The following is a 26653-nucleotide window of genomic DNA, read 5'->3' on the forward strand; positions in this document are numbered from 1 at the left end:
AGGCAATGCGGCGTTTTCAGATAGGAAAACGCCGCACTGTCCGGACTTATTCGGGGCGGTCCATTTTGCAAGTCGTCGGAGCGTCGGCAGACGCCATCTCAACCGTGCTTTCCACTAGAAGTCCATAACCCGAATTGTCGTAATCATGCGCGACACCATCGTTGGTGTGGGAGAGAATGTGAACATTCTGGATCGCCTGATGGTCTTGCGGCCGCATATAGACAGTCGTTCCCCACAGCGATTCATGCTCCATGCCTTCAAGTGCCTTGCCGATGGCGACCATGTCTGTATCCGAACCGGCCTGATCGATCGCCTTGGCAAGCATCTCGATGACATTGGCTATGCGCGGCTGACCTATGTCCGTGTCCGGATATTTGGCTTTGAATGCTTTTGCATAAGCGTCCGCGCGGTCATTGGGCGGCGGATTGAGCTGACCTTCGCCGACCAGTTTCACCTTTCCCTTGCCGTCCTCACCCAATGTCTTGGTGATACCGTCAGCTGCCGCATAATAGGTGTAGATCGGGTTTTCGTATCCCGCCGCAATAACCGATTTTCCAAGGCCGACCATGTCAGCACCCCAGTTTCCGGTGATCATCGCATCGGCGCCCGAGGACATGATCTTGCGCGCATAGGGCGTAAAATCCTTCACCTTGCCGATCGGATGAAGCTCATTGCCGACGATTTCGATGTCCGGGCGTTTTTCACCCAGCATCTTGACTGCAGCCGCGGCAACGGCCTTGCCGAACGAATAGTCCTGGCCGATCAGATAGACCTTTTTGACATCTTCATTGGCGGCGATGATATCGGTCAGCGCATCCATTTTGATATCGGCATTGGCGTCGAAGCGGAAATGCCAGAAATTGCATTTGTCATTGGTCAAAGCCGGATCGACCGCCGAATAGTTCAAAAACAGAACCCTGTTGTCGGGGTTGCGCTTGTTGTGTTTCTTGATCGCATCGGTGAGTGCGTTGGCGACGCCGGAGGAGTTGCCCTGCGCAATAAAGCGAATGCCCTGGTCAATCGCCACCTGCAGCTGGATCAGCGATTCCTTCGGGCTGATCTTGTTGTCGAATGCGACAATTTCGAATTCCTTGCCGAGGACACCGCCCTTTTTGTTGACGAGCTCATCGGCGGCGAATTTGTACTGCGAAAGCCCCTGCTTGCCGGTCGAGGCAAACGGGCCGGACAGAGGATCGATGAATGCAATCTTGATGGTATCGGCAGCGAACGAAGACGTTGCCGTCAATCCGGCGATCGCCACACCGAGTAAGAGTCCTGTCAGTTTCTTCATGCGCAGTTCCTCCCATGTCATTGTTGTGACCCCGTCAGTTCGTATTTTAATTTCCGGGGCAATTTGAGAAAGTATTACCGAATGTGCGGATAAAACAAGGCCATGACACGAAATGGGATGCAACCATTGGAATAAATTCCTCCGATTGCCGGTCCGTTTGGAAAACGGCCATGACCACAACCGGTCATTGTGGTGGCCTTGAAGCAAAAGATCGTTCATCTTTGTTATGACGGCGAATCCCTTTAAACAGAGCTGCTCGCCAATTGAATGGAGTTGTGATGGATTACCGGTTTCTTGGCCGCACCGGTGTGCGCGTTTCCAGCCTGTGTCTCGGGACAATGTCGTTCGGCGGCGAAGCCGACGCCGAGGCGGCGTCGGCCCTTTACCGCGCCAGCCGCGATGCCGGCATCAATTTTTTCGACTGTGCAAATGTTTACAATGCAGGACGGTCTGAAGAAATTCTCGGGACACTGATCAAGGGCGAACGCGACGATCTGGTCATCACGTCAAAATGCTTTTTCCCGGCCGGCTCCGATATCAATGCGCGCGGCGCGAGCCGGCGCCATATCGTCAAGGCCGCTGAAGACAGTTTGAAACGGCTTGGCACCGACAGGCTCGACGTTCTCTTCATCCACCGCTGGGACAAAAACACGCCGCTTGAGGAGACGCTGCGGGCCCTCGAGGACCTCGTACGTGCCGGCAAGGTGCTTTATCTCGGTGCCTCGAATTTCGCTGCCTGGCAGGTGGCAAAAGCCCTTGGCGTATCGGAACGCAAGGGCTGGACCCGGTTCGAGGTGCTTCAGCCGATGTACAATCTGGTCAAGCGCCAGGCCGAGGTGGAAATCCTGCCAATGGCCGAATCCGAACAGCTGGGTGTCATATCCTACAGCCCGGTCGGCGGCGGTCTTTTGTCTGGCAAATACGCGTCGGGACGGGAAGACGGCACTGGCCGCATTACCGACAACGACGTCTATTCGGTTCGCTACGGCGAAGATTGGGTGTTCGAAACGGCACGCCAGTTCGCCGATCTGGCGATTGCTGAAGGCCATCATCCGGTTTCTCTTGCCGTTGCCTGGGTCAGGGCGCATCCGGGTATCACCGCGCCGATCATCGGCGCGCGCAATGTGGACCAGCTGAAGCCGAGCCTTGAGGCCGCCAACATCTATATGACACCCGAGCTTTATGCCCGCATCGCCACCCTGTCGCGGACGCCGCCGCCGGCAACCGACCGTCTGGAAGAAGCCGGCAATGGCTGAATTGGTCCGGCGTTTTCGCAGCGCCGGGCGATCACAATGGCGTCAACCTCACCAATAACGGCATACCGCCCTTTTCGCTTAGGCGGCTGTGTGTCTACTATTCGAGCCAGTGACATCACGGTCAGGGATAAGGCGATATGGTGCATTGCCCGGTCATAACCGGCGACCTTCTAAAGCCGGACACGGCATGAGCAACAAGGATTCCGGCGCTGGCGGTTTGACGATTTCCGGCTTCGGACTGGAATATCCGGGCCTGTTTGCCATTCAGCACCCCCGGATTGCGGCAATGGTGTTGATTGCGCTCGTGGCCTCGGCGCTGGCTTCCCTCGCCTCTATCCGCTTCGACGACAACATCCAGCGCGCCATGTCGTCCAACAGCGTCTACGCGAGGGACTACCGGGCATTCGAACAGGGCCTCGGCACCAAGACGTCAGACTTTATCGTGCTTGTCGCATCAAACGAGACTTTCGGGCCGGCCGAGCTCGAACGGTTACGCGATATGACGCTCGACGTGGCGCTGCTTGATGACGTGTTGACGGTGCTTTCTCCATTTTCCGCTCGATTTGCGAAAAACCACGAACAATTCCCCGGCGCGCCGGTATTTCCGCAGGATATTTCAACCGAAACCCTGACCGATCGCCTGCCGGCCTACCGCGCCGGCAATATGAACCAGCCGGAAATGATCTCGCCGGACGGCCGCATCATGATCGTCACAATAGCGGTGGATCCGGCCAACGGACGCGCCCGGCTGCGCGACACCCATGCGGATATCATTGAGACCCTGTCCGACTACACCGGTGACGGATTTACGCTGACGGTGACCGGAGAGGACGCCATTGCCTTCGAGATTGTCGGCGGCCTGCAGCGTGACCTGATAACGCTCAACCTGCTTGGCTGCCTTATCGCCCTTTTCATGGCTCTTCTGATTTTTGGCGATCTCACCGTTGCTCTTGTGGCTGTCGTGCCGGCGATCCTCGGGACGCTGACGGCGCTTTCGCTTTTTGTCCTCTTTGGACTTCCGATGACGGTCATCAGCAATGTCATTCCGGTTCTGGTTCTGGTGCTAGGACTTGCCGACAGCATCCATCTGACAATGTATTTCAAAAAATCACCGGCAGATTTGTCGGCAAAGGAACGTGCCGAACTCAGTATCCGCGAAATCGGACCGGCCTGCGGGCTTACCGCCCTTACGACGGCCATTGCCTTCGCGGCGGTGGCTATGGTGGACAATGAACAGTTGCGGGAATTTGCCCTGATTGGAGGCCTCGGCGTCATGGTCTCCTATGTTGTCGTCATTATGTTCTTTGCGTTCCTTGCACCGCTTTGCGTCGGCGCAAAGGCCGGCCGCTCCCGCGGAGACTGGTTTAAGGTCCCGCCTCTCATAGGCCGGCTCGTCCTGTCGCGCGACAGGGCGATCATGGTGGCAAGCGCTCTCATTGCAGCGGCCAGCATATGGGGATTCCTGCGCACCGAGCCCTGGTTTCACTTCAATGCCTATCTGCCAGTCAACAGCGAAATCAGGCAGGCGAACGAAAAGATCAACGAGACCTTCGGCGGGTTTTTCCGCATGTGGCATGAGCTCGACCTTACCGGCGACGAAACGTCCGGTGATGACTGGCAACGTCTGACCGCACTGACGGATACGGTCGCCGCCGCCGCGCCGGATTATACAGTGGTTTCGCTCGTCACCATCGCCAGATGGTTCGGACGTCCCGAAACAATGCCGGACCGCACGGATCTGTCCGACCTGCCGGAGAGCATTCTGACGCAGTTCCTGTCCTTGGATGGCAACACCGCCCGAGTGGTAACCTTTGCCCCCGAACCGATGGCAAACCGTCAGACGCTTGAAACCCATGACCGAATCGAAAGGGCTGCCGGCAATGCCGGAGCGATACGCACGGTCGGTTTTCCGGTGATCCTGCGACACGAACCGGCTATCGTCATCGGCCAGCTCGAGGTCAGCCTCATCGCTGCCTGCTTGATAGCCGTTGCACTTGTTGCTCTGGCCTTTCGCTGGCCGGCGCTCCTGGTCGTACTTGTTGTCCCGAATATGCTTCCGCTGATTCTGACGGCCGCGTCCCTGCATCTGATTGCCGGCGGACTGCTCAATCCGACCGCAATGATGGCGCTGACCATCGCCTTCGGCATAGCCATCGACGATTCCATCCATTTCATCAACCGGTTCCGCCTGGAAAGGGCGCGCGGCCACGATGTCGACCAAGCGCTGAACATTGCCATTGACCGCACCGGACGGGTGATGATCGCGACCACGCTGCTGATTTCAGCCGGTCTTCTTGTCACCCTCACAAGCCCCTTCACCATGGTGCGGCTGTTTGGCATCATGCTTATCCTGACTTTTATAACGGCATTGCTGGCAGATCTTGTTCTTCTGCCTGCTCTGTTGCGTCAGAAATGGGTCCGGTCATGAGAAAGCTACCCAAAACAGCTATTGCCGCAATCTTCGCCCTCTGCCCGGCGGCTCCCGCGCAGGCGGCCGAAATCCTTGAAACGCTTGACGGAAAGTGGTCCGGTTCGGGCTGGGCTAGGCACAAGCCCGGGGCCGAGCGGGAAACCGTGCGCTGCAGGATTTCAGGAATCTACAGACAAACGGACCGGCGGCTGACGCTGAAAGGAAAATGCGCGTCCCCGGGCCGCAGCGGACGCCTTGACGGCTATGTCGAGCCGGTCGACAAGGCCGACACCTATGCCGGGCGCTGGTCAAATCCCTTCGGCGCCGGCAGCACCATGGTGCACGGGCGCAACAGGGGCGATGCGATCACATTCCGGTTCAAATTCCGCGACCGGGAAACCGACGAAACGGTCAACGGCATCATGGTCTGGACGGTGCGTGCCGACCGCTTCACCATCGCAACGGGCGACGTGAGTGGCGGCAAGGCCGCCATTCTCAGCGAGATCGAATTCCAACGCTGATTTTCTAGTAGACAAGAGCCGGCAGGAAAGTGGTGATCTTCGGGGCCAGCCAGATCAGCGCCACGCCGACGATCTGCAGCAGAATGAACGGTGCCACGCCGAGATAGATCGCTCCCGTGGTGACATCAGGAGGAGCAACGGATCGCAGATAGAATAGCGAAAAGCCGAATGGCGGCGTCAGGAACGATGTCTGCAGATTGATGGCAATCAGCACCGAAAGCCAGATCGGATCATGTCCCATCAAAATCAGCAGCGGCGTGACCAGCGGCAGCACGATGACGCTGATTTCGACAAAGTCTAGGAAAAATCCGAGCACGAAAATGAGCAGCATGCAAAAGATCAGCGCGCCTGTCGGCCCGCCCGGCATGGCCGTTATGACATGTTCGACCCGGTCCTCGCCGCCAAGACCGACAAAGACCAGGGAAAAGATGCTGGCTGTCAGGATCGTGGTGAAAATCATCGCCGTCACCGACATGGTTGACGTCAGTGCCGGCAGCAGGAGACCGTGTTTATATGCGTTGCGCACGCACATGCAGACGGCCGCAAATCCAACGACCGCGAGGACGGCGTAAACACCGCCGCGCAGCCAGTCGGTCATCAGTGTATCCGAGCGCTGCAGGCGCACCGGTATGATGCCGGCGGCAATGATGACGGCAAAAAGCGCAACCAATCCGACGACCACGAGCCTTTGCGAAACGCCCTGCCGGTAGCCCGCCATCAGGAACGCGCCGGCTGCGCCAACCGATGCGGCTTCAGTGGGCGTCGCTATGCCGCCGAGGATCGCTCCGAGCACCGCAATAATCAGGAACACCGGTGGAAATATTGCACCGGCAATGACCCAGCCGGAGGGTTTTTCCTCCAGGGCGCGCGCCGCCGGCGCATCATCGGCAAAAAGCCACGCGCGCGCCAGCAGATAGACGATGTAGATGGCGACGAGCAGCAGGCCGGGCATCAGTGCCGCGGCGAACACCTGGCCGACCGAAATCGTTTCGACGGTGAACTTGCCCTGCTCATATTGCGCCTGCTGATAGGCGTTGGACATAACGTCCGACAGGATGATCAGCAAAGTGGAAGGCGGTATGATCTGACCCAGCGTGCCGGCGGTACAGACGATACCGGAGGCAAGCTTCGGATTGTAGCCGTTTCGCAGCATGGTGGGCAGAGCGATCATACCCATGGCGATAACGGTGGCGCCGACAATGCCTGTCGAAGCAGCAAGCAGCGCGCCCACGAGCACAACGGAGACGCCCAGCCCGCCGCGCAGATTGCCGAACAACCGTCCCATGGTTTCCAGGAGCTCTTCGGCTATGCGGCTCTTTTCAAGCACAACACCCATCAGCACGAAAAGCGGTATGGCAATCAGCACATCATTGGTCAAAACACCGAAGATGCGTTGTCCAAGGGCGCCGAACAGCGACAGGTCCATGGCGCCGGTGAGCGCGCCGATAAAGCCGAAGACGATGGCAACACCGGCGATCGTAAAGGAAACCGGAAAGCCGAGGAGGATGCAGACGATGAGCGCCGCGATCATGAGGATGTCGAGCGGAAGGCTCATTCGGCCGTGTCTCCGAGTTTAACGAGGTCGCGCAGCAGGCATGAGACCGACTGCACCAGAAGCAGAATGCAAAAGGCCGGAATCAGCGATTTGAGCAGGAAGGACGCCGGTATGCCGCCGACCGAAATCGGCCCTTCGAGAATAGCCCAGGCATTACGCACGCTCGGCCATGACCAGTAGAGGACGACAAGCATCGAGGGAATGAGCAGGAAGATATGGCCGCAGATATCGATGATCGAACGGGTCCGCGGGCTGGCAGAGGCGTAGAAGATATCGACCCGCACATGGCCGTCGACGAGCAGGGTATAGCCGGCGCCAAGCATGAAAAGGCCGGCATGCAGGTAAAGCACGCTTTCATTAAGCGCAATGTCGCTGACGCCGAAAACATAGCGCAGCAGAACGACAAGGAACTGCAAAAGCATCATCGCCAGCGCAAACCAGCGTACCAGCGATCCTACCACACGGTTGACCGCATCGAGCCTGTCGGCAAATTCGCCCATTACCCCTCCAGTGCAAGACCGGCGCGACAGCCGCGCCGGCCTTTATCAGCATCAGGCAAGCGGATCAGTATTTGTAATCCATGACCCGTGCATTCATCTGCCCGTTGTCCGCATAGGGCTTATAATCCTTGACGATTTCGCGATAGGCAAGGAAGCTGTCGGTGATGCGCCGAACCAGCTCATCCTGATCTTCGCGCAGATCGTTGATGACCTCACCGGCGGCATTACCCATTGCGATGATGACATCGTCCGGCAGTTTACGGACCTGAACGCCATGATCAGCGACAAGCTGCTTGAGTGCCTGCCCGCTCTTGGTTGTGTATTCGGTCCATACCGGGTTGTAGAGGCTTTCGCAGGCATAGGCGACCGCCTGTTTGAGATCGTCGGGAAGCGCGCCATAGGCTTCGGTATTGACCGCGCATTCCTCCGCAGAAGAAGGCTCGCCGACACCTGGCCAGTAGTAGTTCTTCGCCACCTGATAAAATCCGAGTGCGCTGTCGGTCCACGGCCCGATGAACTCGCCGGCATCGAGCGCACCCGATTGCAGCGCCTGGAACATGTCGCGGCCACCCATGGCCTGAACGGCCATACCAAGCTTGCTGCACATTTCGGAAGCAAGCCCGGTGGTGCGGAATTTGAGGCCTTTCAGATCATCTACGCTTTTGATTTCGGTGCGGAACCAGCCCTGCCACTGCGGACCGGAATTGCCGCAAAGAAACGGCTTGAGGTTGAATCGGCCATACATTTCATCGTAGAGCGCCTGTCCTCCGCCATGCACCATCCAGCCGGCCTGCTCATCGGCCAACAGGCCGAATGGCTGGGAGCCGAACAAGAGTATGCCCTTTGATTTCGAGCCCCAATAGGCGGGCACGGCATGGTAAAGTTCGGCGGTGCCTTCCGATACGGCATCAAAGACGCCGCGGCCTGGAACGAGTTCGCCTGCGGCAAACAGCTTGACTTCGATGCGCCCGCCCGAAAGGGCGGTAATACGGTCGGCAAGCATTTGTGCCGCAACCCCCGGACCTGGCAGGTTCTTCGGCCAGGCGGTGACCATTTTCCACTGGATGACATTTTGTGCAATCGCCGGCGCGGCGAGAGCAACGGACGCCGCTCCGGCGGCACCGACTTTCAGCACGTCTCGTCTGTTCATGACTTCGGATCCTCCTGATTGGTTCTGTTTTTTGCTGCTGAACGAAAAACCTGCGCGCGCCCGGGGTCCTGAAACCGTCGGGCTGCCTTGTTCTATGTATCTGTAATGCTTGTATCTGTTGTTCCGCGTTACGCTTGCGGCAATTTCCCGGCCCTCAACCGTCTCCCTGAAATGCAGCCACCGTGTGCTTAATTTTATTATGTATAGACAAAAAGAAAAGTCAACAGGAAAACGACTGCCCAAGGCGGGAACTGATTGACGGGTGTTCAACAACGGATCCGTTGAAGTTTCAATGACAGGAGGACCGGCAGTTAGGCTGATTTGTTTGCAGTGGCTGTTTCCGAAACATCCGCGGCAATAAGTTCACGCACCCACTTTTGCATCGCCGACTGATGGGTGCGCATGGTCCAGTAAAGATCGACTTCCAGCGACACGTCAAACGGCAGCGGCAGGCGGGCAATCCGGTCGGAGAACATTTCGGCGATTTCGTTCGGTACGGTCGCTATCAGGTCCGTTCCGGTGATATAGCCCTCAAGGTCGCCATATTCCGAAAGCTCGATCACCTTGCGGATGACACCGCCGCGTGCCTCCAGCGCATCGAGATAGAACGGCCGCCAGTTGCCGACATAGGTGATGACCGCATGATTGGCGGACTGGTAGGCATCAAAGTCAAAGCGCGTTTCGGTGAACGGATTGTCCCGGTCCATGATGCAGACATAGCGGTCCGTGCGCACTTTACGCTTGTACATGTGCTCTCCCGATATCTGCACCGGTCCTAATAGGATATCGCATTCACCGCGCTTGAGCTGCTCTTCGCCGACCGCCGAGGAACTTAAGACCCGCAGCCTGATGCCGGGCGCCAGCCGCCGCAATTGCTGAATGAGTCGCGGCAGGATAGTGACGCGCTCATAATGGTTGCACGAAACTGTAACCAGTCCCTGCGCCGTCGCCGGATCGAAGGTTTGGCGTCTTGCAACACCTTGAAATTCTTCCAGGAATTTAGCTGCATGGGCGACGATGACACGACAACGATCCGTCGCGGCAACACCGTTTCCCTCTCGCACGAACAGCGGGTCGTCAAACACTTTGCGCAGCCGGGCCACGGTATAGCTCACCGTCGACTGGTTCTGCCCCAGCCGGTGAGCCGCCTTTGAAAAGGATCCCAGGTCATGGACATATTGCAGCGTTCGAAGCGCTGCAAAATCGACCTTCAGAATGTCCTGCCTTTCCATGTTCTTCGGCTGCCATGATTAGGTTATTGAATTTCTCGATAACCTAGATCAGCGCCATCTGATTGACAAGTAACCCGGTTCGGCCATCCAATAGGGTCAGGCAATTTCCCTCAGGAGAACAGATATGGCGACACCGGTTCCAGTCATGGACGACATTTCGATCGGAACGCTGACGGCGGATCCCTATCCGAGCTTCCAGCGCATCAGAAAGACGGCATCGGCCGTCTGGGTCAGCGATGCGCGCATCAATCTCGTCACCCGCTTCGACGACATCATGACCGTCGAGCGCGATCACGGGCGTTTCGCCTCGACCAATCCGGGCTCGCTGATGAACCAGGTGATGGGGCACTCGCTGATGCGCAAGGACGACGAAGCGCACCAGGTCGAGCGCAAGGCGATTGAGCCGTCCTTCAGGCCCGGCGTCGTCAAGAACCACTGGTCGCCGATTTTTAACGACATTTCGCGGCGCCTCATCGACGCTTTCTCAGATGACGGTGAAACGGATCTGTTCATGAGTTTCGCCGCACCCATGGCCTCTCTTGGGCTGGCTGAAATTCTGGGGCTCAAAAATGTTGCCTGGCAGGATCTTGCCCGCTGGTCGCAGGCGCTGATGGATGGGGTTGGAAATTATGGTGCCGACCCGGAAATAATAGCCCGCGCGACCGAAGCGTCGGACGGTATCGATGCCGCGATCGACGAAACCCTGGATCATTATCGCAACAATCCCGATCCATCCGTCCTTTCATCCATGCTGCACGCCGAGCACACCCATACGCTGGATCAGATCCGCGCCAATGTGAAAGTCATCATCGGCGGCGGCCTGAACGAGCCGCGCGATTCGATACTGACCACGGTTTATGGATTGCTGTTGAACCCCGATCAGCGCGCCCGCGTCGAGGCGGACCGCAGCCTCTACCGCGTCGCTTTTGAGGAAGCCGTGCGCTGGGTCTCGCCCATCGGCATGTATCCGCGGCGCGTGACATGCGACACGGTCCTTGGCGATACTGCCCTTAAAGAGGGCGATCAGATCGGTATCTGCGTTGGCGCCGCCAATCGCGACGAAAGCCATTTCAGCGACCCCGATTCCTTCAACATCTTCCGCGACCGAGGCCAGCATCTCGGCTTCGGCGCCGGTCCGCATTTTTGCGCCGGCACCTGGGTGGCACGGCAGATGGTTGGTGAGATCGCCGTGCCGATGCTTTTCGAACGGCTGAACAACCTGCGGCTCGACGAAGACAAGCCGGCAAAGGTCAGCGGCTGGGTTTTCCGGGGGCCGATATCGCTGCCGGTGCGATGGGACAATTAAGAGAAAGCGACATGGTCAAGATCACATTCATACAGTCCGACGGCAGCCGCCACGAGGTGGAGGCCGAGCCCGGTAACACGGTCATGCAGACCGCACTTGACAGAAACGTCGATGGCATTACCGCCGAGTGCAACGGTTCGGCCGCCTGCGCAACATGCCACGCCTATTTCGAGGAAGAGCGGCTCGATGCGCTCGATCCGATGCAGGAACACGAAAACGACATGCTCGATTTCGCCGCAAGCGAACGAAAATCCGGAAGCCGCCTGAGCTGTCAGGTCAAGGTGACGGAGGCACTCGACGGGATTGTCGTCACCCTTCCCGATATGCAGTAACCCCCGAAACCGGGGAGGCTATTGCGCCAGTCCCTGCTCCTCGAAACGCGCGATGCAGACGGGAATATCTGCAACATAAGACCCGAACACCTCTACGACCAGCCGCGGGTTTTCGCTGTAATTTCGCAGCGCCTCGAAAACGGCTGGCCAGCAGATCGTGCCCAGCCCGGGCAGCCAGTGTCGATCCGCATAACCGTCGGTATCCTGCAGATGCACGTGGCCCAGCTGTTTGCCGGCTGTCTTGACGAAATAGTCAACCGGCGGCGCACCGGACGCCCCGCGCGCGCAATTGGCGTGACCCGTATCGATCGATACCTTGACCGCATCGCTGTCGAAGGATTCGGCCAGCCGCACGCGCTCCATCGGATCGACGTCCTCGATATTTTCGATCACCAGCATGCATCCCTGATCCTCCGCCCGGGCAACCACCGGGTCCAGACAAGCGTGACAGGCCTCGTAAATCTGGCTTTTGAGATTGTCGGAATTGCCGAAATTCAGGTCGTTCCAGTGGGTAAACGGGCTGTGCACCACCATATGCGTTGCACCGAGCGCCTCGCAGATGTCCAGGCCCTGGAACATGCGGTTGCGGATCACATTCTGAATTTCGGGATCCGTAGCCGCCAGATCCAGCCCGAAGAACGGGCCGTGGATGCCAATTCGCCCTTCGAATCCGGCAAAATGCTGCTCGTAGAGGCTGACAATGCCCTGCCAGTCACCATCCATGACGCTGGGATAGACGAAGTCCTGGATTTCGACGTCGCGGTTTTTTTCAAACAGCCACGGCTTGAGAAGCTTCACATTCATAATATTGAGCGCCGCGCCGATGACCGGCAGATCCGTTTTGCTCACAATGTTCTCCTACGTCCGTTTCGGTGATCGTCTGCGCAGCCGGCCAAAGAGTCAAACTCCCATTAGCCATCCGCGGGCATGCCTTTACGAAACGAGCATGATCCCCGCGTGGCCGCCCGACGCTTGCGGCAATATATTTAACATGTTATCTAATATTGTCGCTCGACATCGCCACGCCGCCGCCTATAGTCCCGCCAATGACACGAGGATTGTACCTATGGACAAATCCGAATTTCGCAAATGGTCGCACAGGGCCAGCGACTGGACCGCCGATTACAACGACACGCTGTCGCAGCGACCGGTGCGCGCGCAGGTAAAGCCCGGCGATATCGGAAAGCTCATCGAGGCCGCGCCGCCCGACACCGCCCACGACATGGAGACCATCTTTGCCGATTTCGAGCGCATCATTCCGGACGGCATGACCCATTGGCAGCATCCGCGCTTCTTTGCCTATTTCCCCAGCAACGCGGCGCCCGCGGCGGTTATTGCGGAACAGCTCGCCACCGCCATCGGTGCGCAGTGCATGTTGTGGCAGACCTCGCCGGCGGCGACCGAGCTTGAGGTCAAGATGATCGACTGGCTGCGCCAGGCGCTCGGCCTTCCGGAAGGTTTCAGCGGCACGTTTCAGGATACCGCCTCGTCGGCCACTCTGTGTGCCGTTTTGACCATGCGCGAGCGGGCTATGGATTGGACGGGCAACAAGAAGGGCCTGTTCGGCCAGCAGCCATTGCGGGTCTATGCCTCAAAGGGCACGCACAGCTCGATTGACAAGGCGATGTGGGTGTCGGGCATGGGGCAGGACAACCTTGTCCATATCCCGGTCGACGACAATGGCGCGATGGATATCGGCCTGTTGCGCGCGGCAATCAAAGCTGACCGCGAGGCGGGCTATCTGCCGGCAGGGCTTGTCGTCTGCGTCGGCGGAACCTCCGTCGGTGCGACCGACGATGTCGCGGCCCTTTGCGCACTTGGCCGCGAGGAGAACCTTTTTATCCACGTCGATGCGGCCTGGGCCGGCTCGGCAATGATCTGCCCGGAGTTCCGGTATCTGTGGGAAGGGGTCGAGGCTGCCGACAGCATTGTCTTCAACCCGCATAAATGGCTCGGCGCCCCGATGGAATGCTCCGCACATTTTGTGCGTGAACCGGAAAAGCTGGTGAAGACGCTCGCTATCCAGCCGGAATATCTGAAGACCTACGGCAAGGAGGGGCTTGTCAATTTCAGCGAGTGGTCGGTTCAGCTCGGCCGCCGCTTCCGGGCGCTGAAGATATGGTTCCTGCTGCGCGCTTACGGCCTGGACGGGCTGCGCAGCCGCATTCGCAACCATGTTGCCTGGACACGGGAACTTGCGCAAAAGCTGGCAGCCGAGCCGGATTTCGAGATCACCTCGAAGCCGGTACTGGCGCTGTTTTCCTTCCGCTACACACCACCCGGCTACAAAGGCGATCTCGACGCGCTCAACCGCGATCTGGTCAACGCCATCAATGACGATGGCCGGATTTACCTGACCCAGACCCTGCACAAAGGCGAGCAGGTGATCCGTTTTACGGCCGGACCATTTGAAATGGAGGAGGAGGACGCACATATCGCTTTTGATGCGATTTGCGAAATCGCCCGTTCACTCGCTCCGGACAAAGAGGCGCTCTGACATGCTCAAACGCAACCGGCTGTTACGGCTGATTTGGCTTGTCGCCGGTTGCCTCAGTTTGGTTGCGGGTATTATAGGGATTTTCCTGCCCCTGTTGCCAACGACGCCCTTCCTGCTCCTGGCGGCCTATTGTTTTGCCCGCGGCTCAAGAAAGCTTCACCAGTGGCTGATCAACCATCCGCGCCTCGGACCACCCATTCGCGACTGGGAGACTTATCGCGCCATATCAAAGCGCGGCAAGACCCTGGCCATGGTCGGCATCGTCGCGGTTTTTGTCATCAGCATCATCGCCGGTGTTGCAAACTACGTCATCATCATCCAGATCGTCGTCCTGTCTGCCGTCAGCCTCTTTATCCTGACTCGCCCCGTGCCGCCGGGGGAGCGGCGGATGAAGTAGTTCATTTTTATATTCGCTCACGGCCGTACCGCCGCTGCGCGGCTGGCCTGCGCGAACGCGCCGCATAAGCGGCGACGGCCAGTCGGCCTTGCGAAGCTCTACGAGCTTCGATCCTTTTGCCCCGAGAGGCCCGTCATGGGAAATGAATACGGTGCGTAGCACCGCTGGCGCAACCGCGCGTCGGGGAGTGTTCCTTCCGCTCACGGCCGCACCGCCGCTGTCGCGGCTGGCCTGCGCGGGCGCGGGCGAAAAGTCGCCCGGCAGCCAGTCGGCTGCGTTTGAGGAATCACAATACGCCGAAGGCGCAAGCGCGACTGCGCGTCGGGCCTCATAGCCCGCCCCGTCCGGAGGTTAGCGGCGAAGCCGCGCTCAACCGTGAGGACAGTATTTTAATGAAAATTCCGCCCGCCCGGCAAAACGCGGCGGGTGTCGGACAGATGCTGGTCGCCGATGGTGCGTGTCTGCGGCGCCTGCTCGAACAAATGCCGCAAGCGCATGGCCGGCCGCACGCGATCCTTGGGGCTGATCGGATTGCGCTTTACCTCATCGGCGCGGGCAAGGCCGTCGATCGGCGCATCGGCATCCGACAGGCCGGTCAGGAGCGGCGTCAGGTCCTCAAGCTCGCGGGCGACGACATGAATCACCCCGTCCTGCGACTGCAGCGGACCGCGAACGCCAATGAACCGGCTGCCGATCACGATGGTCCGATAGCGCTCGAACACCTTCGGCCAGACGATCGCATTGGCAACGCCGGTTTCATCCTCGAGTGTCTCGAACACCACGCCCTTGGCCGAACCCGGCCGCTGACGCACCAGCACCAGCCCGGCGACCGAGACGAAACGGCCGGCGCGGATATCCGGCAGTTCGGCATTTTGCCGGTACCCGGCCTTTTTCAGGCTTTCGCGCACAAAGGAAACCGGATGCGCCTTCAATGAAAAGGTCAGGCTGCGATAGTCGTTGATCACCTGTTCGCCGAGCGGCATCGGCGGCAGCATCACCTCCGGTTCCTGCTGCAGGTCCCTGGCATCGGCAATGGCAAAGAGCGGCAGGCGTTCGGCCGCGCCCAGCGGATCGAGCGCCCGCACCGCCCAGATCGCATCCCGGCGGGAAAGCCCGATGGACGAGAACGCATCGGCATCGGCGAGCTTTTCCATCGCCCGGCGCGACAGGCCCGAGCGCATCCACAGATCCCGCACACTGTCATAGCCTTCGCCCCGGTTGCCGATCAGGCACTCGGCATCGTCCTCGCCGAAGCCCTTGATGCGGTGAAACCCCAGCCGGACGGCACGGGTGTTTTTCATGATGTTCATCATTTCCCTGTGGCGTGCTGCCACCGGTTGCTTTTGGACATCGTTCTTCTCCAGCGTCGACAGCCATTCGGAATGGTTGATGTCGACGGGGCGCACCTCGACGCCGTGTTCGCGCGCATCGCGCACCAGCTGGGCGGGCGCGTAAAACCCCATCGGCTGGGAATTGAGGATCGCGGCGCAGAACACATCCGGATAGTAGCATTTCAGCCAGCACGACACATAGACGAGGAGGGCAAAGCTGGCGGCGTGGCTTTCAGGAAAGCCGTAGTCGCCGAACCCCTCGATCTGGCTGAAACAGTGCTCGGCAAATTCGCGTTCATAGCCGTTGGCCACCATGCCCTCGACCATCTTGACGCGGAAATTATGGATCGTGCCGACCCGGCGGAACGTTGCCATGGCCCGGCGTAATTTGTCGGCTTCGCCCGGCTCGAAATTGGCCGCCACGATGGCGATGTTCATCGCCTGCTCCTGGAAAAGCGGCACGCCGAGCGTCTTTGAAAGAACCTGCCTGAGTTCCTCCTTCGGATAACTCACCTCTTCCTTGCCCTGCCGGCGGCGCAGATAGGGATGCACCATGTCGCCCTGGATGGGGCCGGGCCTGACGATCGCCACCTCGATGACGAGGTCGTAATAGCTGCGCGGCTTCAGCCGCGGCAGCATCGACATCTGCGCCCGGCTTTCGATCTGGAAGACCCCGATCGTGTCAGCCCGGCAGATCATGTCATAGACCTTCTGATCCCCATCAGGCAGCGAGGAAAGGGTTTCGCTGCGGCCATAATGGTCTTCAAGGAATTCGAACGCCTTGCGGATGCAGCTCAGCATGCCAAGGCCCAGAACGTCGATCTTGAGCATGCCGAGGCTTTCCAGGTCGTCCTTGTCCCATTCGACGACGGTACGGTCTTCCATGGCCGCATTTTCGATCGGGATCACCGAACTCAGCCTGTCGCGGGTGATCACAAAGCCGCCGACATGCTGGGACAGGTGCCGCGGAAAGCCGATGATCTGGCTCGCCATGTCGAGAATCTGCATCAGGTGCTTGTCATGCGGATCAAGCCCGGCGCGGCGTGCATCGGTTTCATCGAGTTTCGACGAGGACGAGCCCCAGCGCGTGCCTGAAACCGCGGTGATCACATCGTCGGAAAGTTCAAAAACCTTGCCCACCTCGCGCAAGGCGGAGCGGCCCCGATAGGTGATCACCGTGGCGGCAAGCCCGGCCCGGTCGCGGCCGTATTTCTCGTAGATATACTGGATCACCTCTTCACGCCGCTCATGCTCGAAATCGACGTCGATATCGGGCGGTTCGTTGCGTTCTTCCGATATGAACCGCTCGAACAGGAGGTCGACCTTCTCCGGATCGACCTCGGTGATGCGCAGGCAGTAACAGACGGCGGAGTTGGCCGCCGATCCTCGCCCCTGGCACAGGATTCTTTGGCTGCGGGCAAAGCGAACGATGTCGTAGACAGTCAGGAAATAGGGCGCATAGTCCAGCTTGCGGATGAGCCCGAGCTCGTGATCGAGCGCCGCCAGCACCTTTGGCGGTGCGCCGTGCGGATAGCGCTCCTTCAGGCCCTCGGCGGTCAGCCGTTCCAGCGTCTCCTGTGGCGGTGCGTCGCTGCCGGTCGGCTCTTCCGGATAGAGATAACGAAGTTCGTCCAGAGAAAAATCAAGGCGGCGAAACAGCTTCTGCGTCTCGGCAACAGCATATTCATAGCCCTTGAAGAGGCGCAGCATTTCGGCTGCGGGGCGCAGGTGCCGCTCGGCGTTCGGCTCCAGCTGCTTGCCCGCTTCGCGCAGGGTCAGATGTTCGCGGATGCAGGTCACCACATCCTGCAGAAAACGCCGTTCCGGACCGTGATAAAGAACATCGCCCACGGCCAGCAGCGGCAGGCCGGACTGCCGGGCAAGCTGTGCCATTGCGGCAAGCAGGCGCTGGTCGGCCGCGCCATAGCGCCAGGAGGCGGCAAGATAGACATGACCGGCAAAGCGTCCGGAAAGCGACGCAAGGCAATCCGGCGCTGCAACCGGCAGGGCGGGCGGCAGCATGACGGCCATGATCATGCCGGCGCCATGTTCCACAAGATCGTCAAGTCCAAGATGGCATTCGCCCTTCGGCGCGCGGCGCTTGCCGACCGTCAAAAGCTCGCACAGCCGGCCATAGGCGGCGCGGTCCTGCGGCCACACGAGAATGTCGGGCGTGCCGTCGGCAAAGACCAGCCGGCAGCCCGGCGCGAAGGCAAGTTTGGCTTCCTTTGCCGCCATATGCGCCCGCACCACGCCGGCAAGGGAATTGCGGTCGGCAACGCTCAGCCCTTGCAGGCCGAGGCGGGCGGCCTCCGCCACCATTTCCTCCGGGTGGGATGCGCCCCGCAGGAAGGAAAAATTGCTGGTGGCGGCAAGCTCCACATAGCCGGGAGTAAGATCCGTCATGCGAAGAGCCCGTGCATGAACCATTTCGGATTGCGCGTCTCGCGCTCGAAAAGCCCCTGGCGGAAGATCCAGAAGCGGTAGCCCTCTTCGTCCTCGACGCGGAAATAATCGCGGCTGTGACCGCCGCGCCCGTCGCGCCACCATTCACAGGCGATCCGCTCGGGCCCCTCGGAACGGGTGATGCGGTAAAGCGTCTTGCGCCAGCGGAACCGGATCGGCGGCCCGTCGGGAACCTCGGCAACCGCCTCGACCTGTTCCGGCCGTTCGAAAAGGATAACGGGGCGGGTCAGCACCACCGGCCCGCCGCTTTCCGGAACGTCCCCGTCCTCGCGCCAGAAACCCGCCTGGGTGGCTGCCGCCTCGCCGACGGCGGCCTGCGCCACAAGCCCGTAGCTGCGCTCGGGAATATGGGTGTCGGCGGCAACAAAACGCTGCACCCGGTCGGTGCCGAGGCGCGCACCCAGCTTGTCGACAAGGCCGCAAAGGGCCTCGCCGCGTCCATTGCCCCCATCACTGCCGCCAAGATCTGCCTGCTCGACCTGCCGCGCTTCGCTCTCGACGATATTGAGGCGCACGAGATCAAAGCCGAAGCCCGCATCGAGATCCTCGTGAAACCCGGCAATGCGCTCGCGAAACAGCATGGTGATGCGCTCTGCGTGATAGACCGGGCTTGCCGCCCTGACCGCAATGGTTGCGACATGGCCGTCGACACGAAACAGTTTCAGTTCCAACCGGCGTGCACCCAGCTGGCGTTCGTCAAGACGCTGGCGAAGGTTGCCGGCAAGCTGCGCCGCCGTCCTTTCAATATCCTCCTGCAGGGCGATCGGCTCGGCGAAAATCCGCTCCGACGACAGTTCGGGAACCGGCAGGCGCGGCGAAATCGCTTCCTCCTCGCGACCGAGCGCCTGATCGAGGCGTAAAAGCAGGGCATTGCCGAAGCGCGCGGCGAGCGGAGCGCGCGGCAGGGCGGCAATGCATCCGACGGTCCGCAGGCCCAGTTTCCTGAGCATATCGAGCATCTCCGTCTCAAGGCGAAGGCCGGCAAGCGGTAAATCGAGCAGGTCCTGCCTGTGACGGCCCGGTTCAATCACCTGCCTGTCGCTGTAGCGGGCAAAGGCCCAGGCGGCGCCAGGCGTATCGGCAATGGCGGCCCGCGCCATGAGGCCGCCGACGCGCAGGCGGGAAGTGACATCGGCAAGCATTGCTTCTTCGCCGCCGAAAAGATGGGCGCAGCCGGAAATATCCAGATAAAGGCCGGCACAGCTTCCCGAAACCGTCTCGGGCAGCCGTTCAAGCGCCACCAGCGGCGTATAGCGGTCGCACCAGGCGGCAACGGCCTCAAGCAGCGCCGCATCGGCTTGCGGGTCATAGTCGAAAACGTCGAGATCGGGAAACAGCGCCCGCGCATCACTCAGCGTCTGTTCCACGCGCAGGCCCGCCTGGTGGCCGCAACCATCCACGGCGACAAGACGCATGGCATTTTTCACCTTTGCGATCGCGGCAAGGGGCGGTGCGTCAGGACGCCCGTTCAAACGCCATGACCTGCCCCATTTGCGGCGCGCCATCCGGTCGGTCGAAAGGTGCGGCAGGGCGATCGACATAATCCGTTGGGACATGTTCAAAACCGTGTTCGTGCTGATTCCATGCAACGGTCCAATGCCCCGTTTGACCATTGCGGTTGCGTTCAAGGACAAGGCTCAGCCGCAAAAGCCCGATGCCCCTTTCAAGGTGCGGATCGGCAGCCGATGGCTGTGCGCTCACATGCCATCTGGTTGCCGCCGCATTGGCCTCCTCGTCGCCCCCCTGCCGAAGGATGCCGACAAACAGCCCGTTCTGCTGTGCCTTCAGCATCAGACGGCGGGTCGCCGTCATGTCGAAGCTCGGCTGGTTGCCCTTCACCTGAAAGACAACGCCGGCAAGATCGGCACATTTCGCCGCCTCGTCGCTGGCCCACAGCGCGGATTTAAGATCGGCGGGACGCACCAGGACAAGCCGCGCCGGGTCGAGCCCGAACATGGAAAGCCCGGCGGGAAAGAGCTGCCCGCCATCCAGCCGGCATGCCGGATCGCAGATCCACACGATGCGGCCCTGCCGCTGTTTCATGCACCCGGCAATCAGCCCGGCAAGAAAGCCGGTGGCCGCGCCGATATCGCGGGTCAGGGAACAGCGCACTTCATGCAGGGCAAAGACCGGAAAACCGTCTTCAAAAACCGCATCGATGGCATTAATGCCGAATGCGGCAGTTCCGCTGTCCCCGCGCATCCGCGCATGGCGCGCAAAAGAAGCATGCCGCCTGTCGATCCTTGCGACGGCGCCCTGCAATGCCTCTATCCTTTGCCGGTTGCCCTGCATTGTTTTTCCGCATGTTCTTGTTTTGTTCTAATATTGATTCCAAAAAAAACATAAAGAGTCAAGCAAGTCGAACAGGAGATTTTCAGCGGTTTTACTTGTATTTGCGAAAGCCTGCCAACTAAAGTTGTACTACCAAAGCAGCCGGCCATTGCCCCGATCCGGCCAAATTTCGCCAGCATAGGCGGCCTCGGGAGGCATGAACCTTAACAGGAACATAAACAATGACGGATACCGCCTCCCAAGTCAGCACGGGTTTCATTGCTGCAATCGAACGCACCGGAAACCGGCTGCCCGACCCCGTCTTCATCTTTATCTGGCTGATTGTGATCCTGATGCTGGTCAGCGCTGTCGCTGCCTATTTTGGTCTGTCCGCCATTCATCCTGTCACCGAACAGCCGGTGGACGCAAAAAGCCTGTTCTCGGCGGAAAATCTGCGTCAGCTGATGACCAAGATGCCGACGACGTTCACCCATTTCCATCCGCTGGGTTATGTACTGGTCGTCATGCTGGGCGCCGGGGTTGCCGAACGCACCGGATTTCTCGGCGCGGCCATGCGCGCCGGTGTCCGCGATGCGCCGAAACTGCTTTTGACGCCGATCGTCGTCGCCGTCGGTATGATCGGCAATCTTGCCGCCGATGCGGCCTATGTTGTCCTCATCCCACTCGCCGGCGTCATCTTCGCTGCCGCCGGACGACACCCGGTCGCCGGTATCGCCGCAGCCTTTGCCGGCGTATCGGGCGGGTTTTCGGCAAACCTGTTCCCCGGCCAGCTCGATGCGCTGTTGTTCGGCATCACCGAGGCCGGTGCGGAAATCCTCGATCCGACCTGGAACGCCAACATCGCCGGCAACTGGTATTTGATCATGGCGCTGTTCTTCATCTACCTGCCGGTCATCTGGTATATCACCGACCGACAGGTCGAGCCGCGCCTCGGGCCGTGGACCGGCGGCGCTGTTGCCGAAGCCGACGAAGCCGTTTCCGGCCCGCTCACCGATGCCGAGCGTCGCGGTTTGAAATGGGCGGGCCTCACCGTGTTCGCCGTCATTGCCCTTTGGGTGTTCCTGACCATCGGCCCCGGCACGCCGCTGATGGATCCGGATGCAAAACCAGAAGCGCGGCTCACGCCCTTCTACCAGTCGCTGGTCGCCGGCTTTTTCTTTCTGTTTTTGCTGAGCGGCTGGGTCTACGGTCACGTCACCGGAACGATCAAAAATCATCGGGATCTGGTGAAGCTGATGTCCGAGTCAATGGCCGAAATGGGCTATTATCTTGTTCTGGCATTCGCCGCTGCCCACTTCGTCGCCATGTTCATCTGGTCGAATCTCGGGCTGATCCTCGCCATCGATGGTGCCGAATTCCTGCGCTGGACCAATCTTCCAGGCCCGCTGCTGCTCGCAGGTCTGTTGGTTCTTTCCGGCTTCATCAACCTTTTTGTCGGCTCGGCTTCGGCCAAATGGGCGCTGCTCGCGCCGATCCTGGTGCCGATGCTGATGCTGCTCGGCATCAGCCCGGAAACGGCGACGGCCGCCTACCGCATCGGCGATTCGGCCACCAACATCATCACACCGCTGATGGTCTATTTCCCGCTGATCCTGATCTTCTGTCAGCGCTGGGACAAGAATTTCGGCATGGGCAGCCTGATGGCGGTGATGATCCCCTATTCGGTCTGGCTGATGATCACCGGCGTCGTCATCATCGTCGCGTGGACGGCCTTCAATATCCCGCTGGGACCGGGCGCTGTGGTCGATTTCAGCCTGACCCGATAAAATCAAAAGGACCGCGCTACCTGTCTCGGCAACGCGGTCCGGTAAATTCCTCGACAGGCAGTGCCTGAGCGGTCAGCGCCTACTCGGTCGGCTCTTCGGGTGTGTCCGTTTTCAGCGAGTTGAGCTTGGCAAAGACGGCATCGGCGTCGATCTCGTCCTCTTCCTTCTTCGGCGCAGGTGGTGTCGTATCGAAGGCGAAGCCCTCGGTTTCCTTTGCCGGAAGCAGGGTTTCATCCTCGCGGGAAATCACCTCCGACGGACGTTCCTTGGCCGCCTTCTCCACCTCGATATCAAGATCGATCTGCGTGCAAAGCCCAAGCGTCACCGGGTCGAGCGGCGTAAGGTTCGCCGAATTCCAGTGGGTGCGTTCGCGGATCTGCTCGATCGTTGATTTTGTCGTGCCGACGAGACGCGAGATCTGCGCGTCGCGCAGTTCGGGGTGGTTGCGCACCAGCCACAATATGGCGTTGGGCCGGTCCTGCCGCTTGGAAACCGGCGTGTAGCGCGGTCCCTTGCGCTTGAGTTCGGGCACATGAACCTTGGGGCTCGACAGTTTCAGCTTGTGCGCGGTATCGGCTTCGCCCTTGGCAATCTCGTCGCGGGAGAGCTGTCCGGTCTGGATCGGATCGAGGCCTTTTATGCCTTGCGCCGATTCACCGTCGGCAATGGCTTTGACCTCAAGCGTGTGCAGCTTGCAGAATTGAGCTATCTGTTCAAAGGTCAGGGCCGTATTGTCGACGAGCCAGACGGCTGTGGCCTTCGGCATAAGCAGTTGTTGAGCCATGGATATAATTCTCCTGTCCGCCCGCTCCGGTGGCGCGGGCCGTGGGTAGTACCACTTATTTCCGGGAAATCACCGCCTCTATAGCGCCCTTCGCAAATAAATGCAATCAAAGAGGATATAGGCCCATAAGTCTAATTGCCGTGATAGAAACAACTGCTATTAAGGGCGCACAATCAGGTACATGCCGGCAGAACCGGGAGGTTGGCAACTGCCCGGTCGCAAGCAAAGGAGGAGTGTATGATCGAAAAGACCCACAAAGTGCTCAAGGCCGCTAAAAAGCGCGCACTGGTCGACAACGACACCTATCTTGACTGGTATCGTCAAAGCACCAAGAACCCGGAAAAATTCTGGAAGAAGCACGGCAAGAGGATCGACTGGTTCAAGCCCTACACGAAGGTCAAGAACACCTCATTTTCCGGCAAGGTGTCTATCAAATGGTTTGAGGACGGCGTCACCAACGTGTCCTACAACTGCATCGACCGGCATCTGAAGAGCCGTGGCGATCAGGTTGCGATCATCTGGGAAGGCGACAACCCCTATGACGACAAGAAGGTCACCTATAATGAGCTTTACGACAAGGTCTGCAGGCTTTCCAATGTCCTGAAGACAAATGGCGTCAAAAAGGGCGACCGGGTCACCATCTACATGCCGATGATCGTCGAGGCGGCCTATGCGATGCTTGCCTGCGCCCGTATCGGTGCCGTCCACTCGATCGTTTTCGGCGGCTTTTCCCCCGACGCGCTGGCCGGCCGTATCCACGATTGCGATTCGACCTTCGTCATTACCGCCGATGAGGGCCTGCGCGGCGGCCGGCCCATTCCGCTGAAGGAAAACACCGACAAGGCCATCGAGATCGCCAGGAAGGACGGGGTTACCGTCAAGAATGTTCTGGTCGTGCGCCGCACCGGTGCCGATGTCGGCTGGGTCGAAGGACGCGACATTGCCTATCAGGAAGCCATTCAGGCGGCCAAGCCCGACTGCCCGCCCGCCAAGATGAAGGCGGAAGATCCGCTTTTCATTCTCTACACGTCCGGCTCAACCGGAAAGCCCAAGGGCGTGCTGCACACAACCGGCGGCTATCTCGTCTACGCATCCATGACCCATGAATATGTCTTCGATTATCATCCCGGAGACATCTACTGGTGCACGGCCGATGTCGGCTGGGTGACCGGGCACTCCTATATCGTCTACGGCCCGCTCGCCAATGGCGCGACCACGCTGATGTTCGAAGGCGTGCCGAACTACCCCGATGCCGGCAGGTTCTGGGACGTCGTCGACAAGCACAACGTCAACATCTTCTATACCGCACCGACGGCGATCCGCGCCTTGATGGGGGCCGGCGACGATTTTGTCAGCCGCTCGTCGCGCAAATCGCTGCGCACGCTCGGCACGGTTGGCGAACCCATCAACCCGGAAGCCTGGGAATGGTACTACAATGTCGTGGGCGAGAAGAAATGCCCGATTGTCGACACCTGGTGGCAGACCGAGACCGGCGGCATCATGATCACGCCACTGCCGGGCGCAACTGATCTCAAGGCGGGCTCTGCGACGCGGCCGTTCTTCGGCGTCCAGTTGCAGCTCGTCGATGGTGAAGGCAAAGAACTCGAGGGCGCGGCGGAAGGCAATCTGTGTATTGTCGATTCATGGCCCGGCCAGATGCGCACCGTCTATGGTGACCATGACCGCTTCGTCCAGACCTATTTCTCCACCTACAAGGGCAAATACTTCACCGGTGATGGCTGCCGCCGGGACGAGGACGGCTATTACTGGATCACCGGACGGGTCGACGACGTCATCAATGTGTCCGGTCACCGCATGGGAACGGCCGAGGTAGAATCGGCCCTGGTTTCGCATGACCGGGTTTCCGAAGCGGCTGTCGTCGGCTACCCGCACGACATCAAGGGACAGGGCATCTACTGCTACGTCACCCTGATGGCCGGCCAGAACGGCAGCGAGAGCCTGCGCAAGGAACTGGTCAAGCATGTGCGCCAGGAAATCGGCCCGATCGCCTCGCCCGACAAGATCCAGTTCGCACCCGGATTGCCGAAAACCCGCTCCGGCAAGATCATGCGCCGCATCCTGCGCAAGATCGCCGAGGACGATTTCGGCTCACTGGGCGACACGTCGACATTGGCCGATCCGGCAGTGGTCGACGATCTGATCGAAAACCGCCAGAACAAGCAGTAGCTCTGCAAGCAACCGGAATGAAAAGGGGGCCTGCGGCCCCCTTTTTTACCTGTAAAGATCAGCCCTTGTCGGTGGCAGACCGCTCGGGCCCCGGCGCTTGTGTGAGGAAAGCGTCTGATAGAGCCGTGCGCCGTCGCGCTCGAAGGTGATCGCGCAACCGCCAAGATAAAGCAGCCACATGCGCGTCTTTACCTCGCCGACTTCCGCAACCGCGGCGTCGTAATTCGCCAGCAGCCGGTCATGCCACAACCGGCAAGTGCGCTGATAATGTTCGCGCCAGGCCTCCACGTCATGCACCTCGAAATCGTTCTGTTCCAGCATCGTCACCGTATTGCCGATATGGTCCAGTTCACCGCCCGGAAAGATGTATTTTGTTAAGAGCTTGAACTCTTCATTGCCCTTGCGGAACTTTTTGGCATCCCGCTTGGCCGGTCTTGTGATGGCATGGTGAAGAAACAGGCCCTCAGGCTTGAGGACACGTTTAACGGTCCCGTAATAAGTCGGGTAATTGTCTATGCCGATATGTTCCTGGATACCGATTGCCGCAACCTTGTCGAACTGGCCCTGAACTGTCGCATAATCGGCCAGTTCGAACTTCACCCGGTCAGAAAGCCCCAGCCTCTCGGCCTTGGCTCTGGCATATTCGACCTGCTGCGTCGCTAGCGTCACGCCGAGGGCTGAGACGCCGTAGTGCTGAGCGGCATAACAGGAAAGGGCGCCCCAGCCGCAGCCGATATCGAGCATCGTCTCGCCCGGTTTGAGCCGCAGCTTGCGGCAGATCATCTCCAGCTTGTCCTGCTGCATCTGCTCGATATCGTTGTCCCAGTCAGTGCAGTAGGCGCAGGTATAGACCATCTCCTTGTCGAGCCACAGCTCGTAAAATGCATTGGAGACGTCGTAATGGTACTGGATGTTCTTCTCGTTTTCCTCGCGGCTGCCGTCACTCGGCTTTTCGTCCGACTGCTCTTCGAGCGGCCAAGGGCCGCCGCGGCTGACAAACCAGAACTTGCGCGCCGTGTTGAACGCCTGCCATTTATTGAGAGACTTGCGGATTTCCCTCGTACGTACTTTCGGCTTTTGCGCAGTCAGATCAAAGAGGTCGCCGTTTTTCAGATCGATACGCTTCGATACCCACAGATTGAGCATGGTTTCCATAGACGGCTTGCGTATCAGCGCGGCAATCGCGCCCTCATCGGCAAGACAGATGGCGAACGCATCGGGCGCCAGGTCCTCAGGAACGGTCGTCCCGTCCCACAGATAAAATCCGACATCGACCTGCAGGATGTCACGTGCATGGGCAAGAAGTTTCCGGAAGGATTTAAGGCGGCCCTTTGCGCTCATGGATGATGTTCCAGTTCGTCGGTTCAAAACGCGGCGAAC

20 protein-coding genes are annotated in these 26653 nt (G+C 59.6%); 9 read left to right on the top strand and 11 right to left on the bottom strand.

Annotated elements, in window-relative coordinates:
- Nucleotides 1–46: 46 nt before the first annotated feature.
- Nucleotides 47–1291 carry a branched-chain amino acid ABC transporter substrate-binding protein gene (locus tag ABVT35_RS25360; RefSeq protein WP_368470371.1) on the bottom strand — a complete coding sequence of 415 codons (1245 nt, stop codon included), beginning with the start codon at nucleotides 1289–1291 and terminating at the stop codon, nucleotides 47–49.
- A gap of 278 nt (nucleotides 1292–1569) precedes the next feature.
- On the opposite strand from ABVT35_RS25360, the gene ABVT35_RS25365 reads away from it, so the two are divergent.
- The 3 genes from ABVT35_RS25365 (at nucleotide 1570) to ABVT35_RS25375 (ending at nucleotide 5478) form a co-directional block, all read left to right on the top strand.
- Nucleotides 1570–2547, top strand: a complete 978-nt coding sequence (locus ABVT35_RS25365; RefSeq protein ID WP_368470372.1) for an aldo/keto reductase — start codon at nucleotides 1570–1572, stop codon at nucleotides 2545–2547.
- 187 nt (nucleotides 2548–2734) lie between these two features.
- Nucleotides 2735–4975, top strand: coding sequence for an RND family transporter (locus ABVT35_RS25370; protein WP_368470373.1), 2241 nt, complete (start codon nucleotides 2735–2737; stop codon nucleotides 4973–4975).
- A complete protein-coding gene (locus tag ABVT35_RS25375) occupies nucleotides 4972–5478 on the top strand; it encodes a hypothetical protein (RefSeq protein WP_368470374.1) in 507 nt (168 codons plus the stop codon). The genes ABVT35_RS25370 and ABVT35_RS25375 overlap by 4 nt, the downstream gene beginning before the upstream one ends.
- Nucleotides 5479–5482: 4 nt before the next feature.
- Here the strand turns inward: ABVT35_RS25375 and ABVT35_RS25380 are convergent, their stop codons facing one another.
- From ABVT35_RS25380 to ABVT35_RS25395, 4 genes are all read right to left on the bottom strand, one after another.
- Nucleotides 5483–7033 (bottom strand): TRAP transporter large permease subunit, encoded by a 1551-nt coding sequence (locus ABVT35_RS25380; RefSeq protein ID WP_368470375.1) that lies wholly within the window; start codon nucleotides 7031–7033, stop codon nucleotides 5483–5485.
- The gene (locus tag ABVT35_RS25385) at nucleotides 7030–7533 is read right to left on the bottom strand and encodes a TRAP transporter small permease subunit (protein WP_368470376.1); all 504 of its coding nucleotides are present in this window, start codon (nucleotides 7531–7533) and stop codon (nucleotides 7030–7032) included. The genes ABVT35_RS25380 and ABVT35_RS25385 overlap by 4 nt, the downstream gene beginning before the upstream one ends.
- Before the next feature lie 64 nt (nucleotides 7534–7597).
- Nucleotides 7598–8683 (bottom strand): TRAP transporter substrate-binding protein, encoded by a 1086-nt coding sequence (locus ABVT35_RS25390; protein WP_368470377.1) that lies wholly within the window; start codon nucleotides 8681–8683, stop codon nucleotides 7598–7600.
- Nucleotides 8684–8994: 311 nt separating this feature from the next.
- A complete protein-coding gene (locus tag ABVT35_RS25395; protein ID WP_368470378.1) occupies nucleotides 8995–9915 on the bottom strand; it encodes a LysR substrate-binding domain-containing protein in 921 nt (306 codons plus the stop codon).
- A gap of 124 nt (nucleotides 9916–10039) precedes the next feature.
- On the opposite strand from ABVT35_RS25395, the gene ABVT35_RS25400 reads away from it, so the two are divergent.
- Nucleotides 10040–11221, top strand: a complete 1182-nt coding sequence (locus ABVT35_RS25400; protein ID WP_368470379.1) for a cytochrome P450 — start codon at nucleotides 10040–10042, stop codon at nucleotides 11219–11221.
- Between the two features lie 11 nt (nucleotides 11222–11232).
- Nucleotides 11233–11553, top strand: a complete 321-nt coding sequence (locus ABVT35_RS25405) for a 2Fe-2S iron-sulfur cluster-binding protein (protein ID WP_368470380.1) — start codon at nucleotides 11233–11235, stop codon at nucleotides 11551–11553.
- 18 nt (nucleotides 11554–11571) lie between these two features.
- Here ABVT35_RS25405 and ABVT35_RS25410 read toward each other — a convergent pair whose 3' ends face one another.
- Complete coding sequence (locus ABVT35_RS25410) at nucleotides 11572–12402, bottom strand: sugar phosphate isomerase/epimerase family protein (protein ID WP_368470381.1); 831 nt, start codon at nucleotides 12400–12402, stop codon at nucleotides 11572–11574.
- A 217-nt stretch (nucleotides 12403–12619) separates the two neighbouring features.
- Between ABVT35_RS25410 and ABVT35_RS25415 the strand changes: the two genes are divergently transcribed.
- Nucleotides 12620–14050 (top strand): aspartate aminotransferase family protein, encoded by a 1431-nt coding sequence (locus tag ABVT35_RS25415; RefSeq protein WP_368470382.1) that lies wholly within the window; start codon nucleotides 12620–12622, stop codon nucleotides 14048–14050.
- A gap of 1 nt (nucleotide 14051) precedes the next feature.
- Complete coding sequence (locus tag ABVT35_RS25420) at nucleotides 14052–14447, top strand: YbaN family protein (protein ID WP_368470383.1); 396 nt, start codon at nucleotides 14052–14054, stop codon at nucleotides 14445–14447.
- Nucleotides 14448–14836: 389 nt separating this feature from the next.
- Here the strand turns inward: ABVT35_RS25420 and ABVT35_RS25425 are convergent, their stop codons facing one another.
- The 3 genes from ABVT35_RS25425 to ABVT35_RS25435 are packed head-to-tail and all read right to left on the bottom strand — an operon-like array spanning nucleotide 14837 to nucleotide 20536.
- On the bottom strand, nucleotides 14837–18184 hold the full coding sequence (locus ABVT35_RS25425) for an error-prone DNA polymerase (RefSeq protein ID WP_368470384.1): 3348 nt from the start codon (nucleotides 18182–18184) through the stop codon (nucleotides 14837–14839).
- The gene (locus ABVT35_RS25430) at nucleotides 18181–19800 is read right to left on the bottom strand and encodes a DNA polymerase Y family protein (RefSeq protein ID WP_368470385.1); all 1620 of its coding nucleotides are present in this window, start codon (nucleotides 19798–19800) and stop codon (nucleotides 18181–18183) included. The genes ABVT35_RS25425 and ABVT35_RS25430 overlap by 4 nt, the downstream gene beginning before the upstream one ends.
- Nucleotides 19700–20536, bottom strand: a complete 837-nt coding sequence (locus tag ABVT35_RS25435) for an ImuA family protein (RefSeq protein WP_368470386.1) — start codon at nucleotides 20534–20536, stop codon at nucleotides 19700–19702. The genes ABVT35_RS25430 and ABVT35_RS25435 overlap by 101 nt, the downstream gene beginning before the upstream one ends.
- Before the next feature lie 221 nt (nucleotides 20537–20757).
- Here ABVT35_RS25435 and ABVT35_RS25440 point away from each other — a divergent pair, with 221 nt between their 5' ends.
- The gene (locus ABVT35_RS25440; RefSeq protein ID WP_368470387.1) at nucleotides 20758–22302 is read left to right on the top strand and encodes an AbgT family transporter; all 1545 of its coding nucleotides are present in this window, start codon (nucleotides 20758–20760) and stop codon (nucleotides 22300–22302) included.
- A 79-nt stretch (nucleotides 22303–22381) separates the two neighbouring features.
- Here ABVT35_RS25440 and ABVT35_RS25445 read toward each other — a convergent pair whose 3' ends face one another.
- Nucleotides 22382–23086 (bottom strand): DUF1013 domain-containing protein, encoded by a 705-nt coding sequence (locus tag ABVT35_RS25445; protein WP_368470388.1) that lies wholly within the window; start codon nucleotides 23084–23086, stop codon nucleotides 22382–22384.
- A gap of 237 nt (nucleotides 23087–23323) precedes the next feature.
- Between ABVT35_RS25445 and acs the strand changes: the two genes are divergently transcribed.
- A complete protein-coding gene (acs, locus tag ABVT35_RS25450; protein WP_368470389.1) occupies nucleotides 23324–25273 on the top strand; it encodes an acetate--CoA ligase in 1950 nt (649 codons plus the stop codon).
- A gap of 45 nt (nucleotides 25274–25318) precedes the next feature.
- Here acs and ABVT35_RS25455 read toward each other — a convergent pair whose 3' ends face one another.
- Complete coding sequence (locus tag ABVT35_RS25455) at nucleotides 25319–26614, bottom strand: class I SAM-dependent methyltransferase (RefSeq protein WP_368470390.1); 1296 nt, start codon at nucleotides 26612–26614, stop codon at nucleotides 25319–25321.
- Nucleotides 26615–26653: the final 39 nt, after the last annotated feature.

Origin of the sequence: Hoeflea sp. TYP-13 (assembly GCF_040932035.1) — a bacterium.
Lineage (GTDB): Bacteria > Pseudomonadota > Alphaproteobacteria > Rhizobiales > Rhizobiaceae > Hoeflea_A.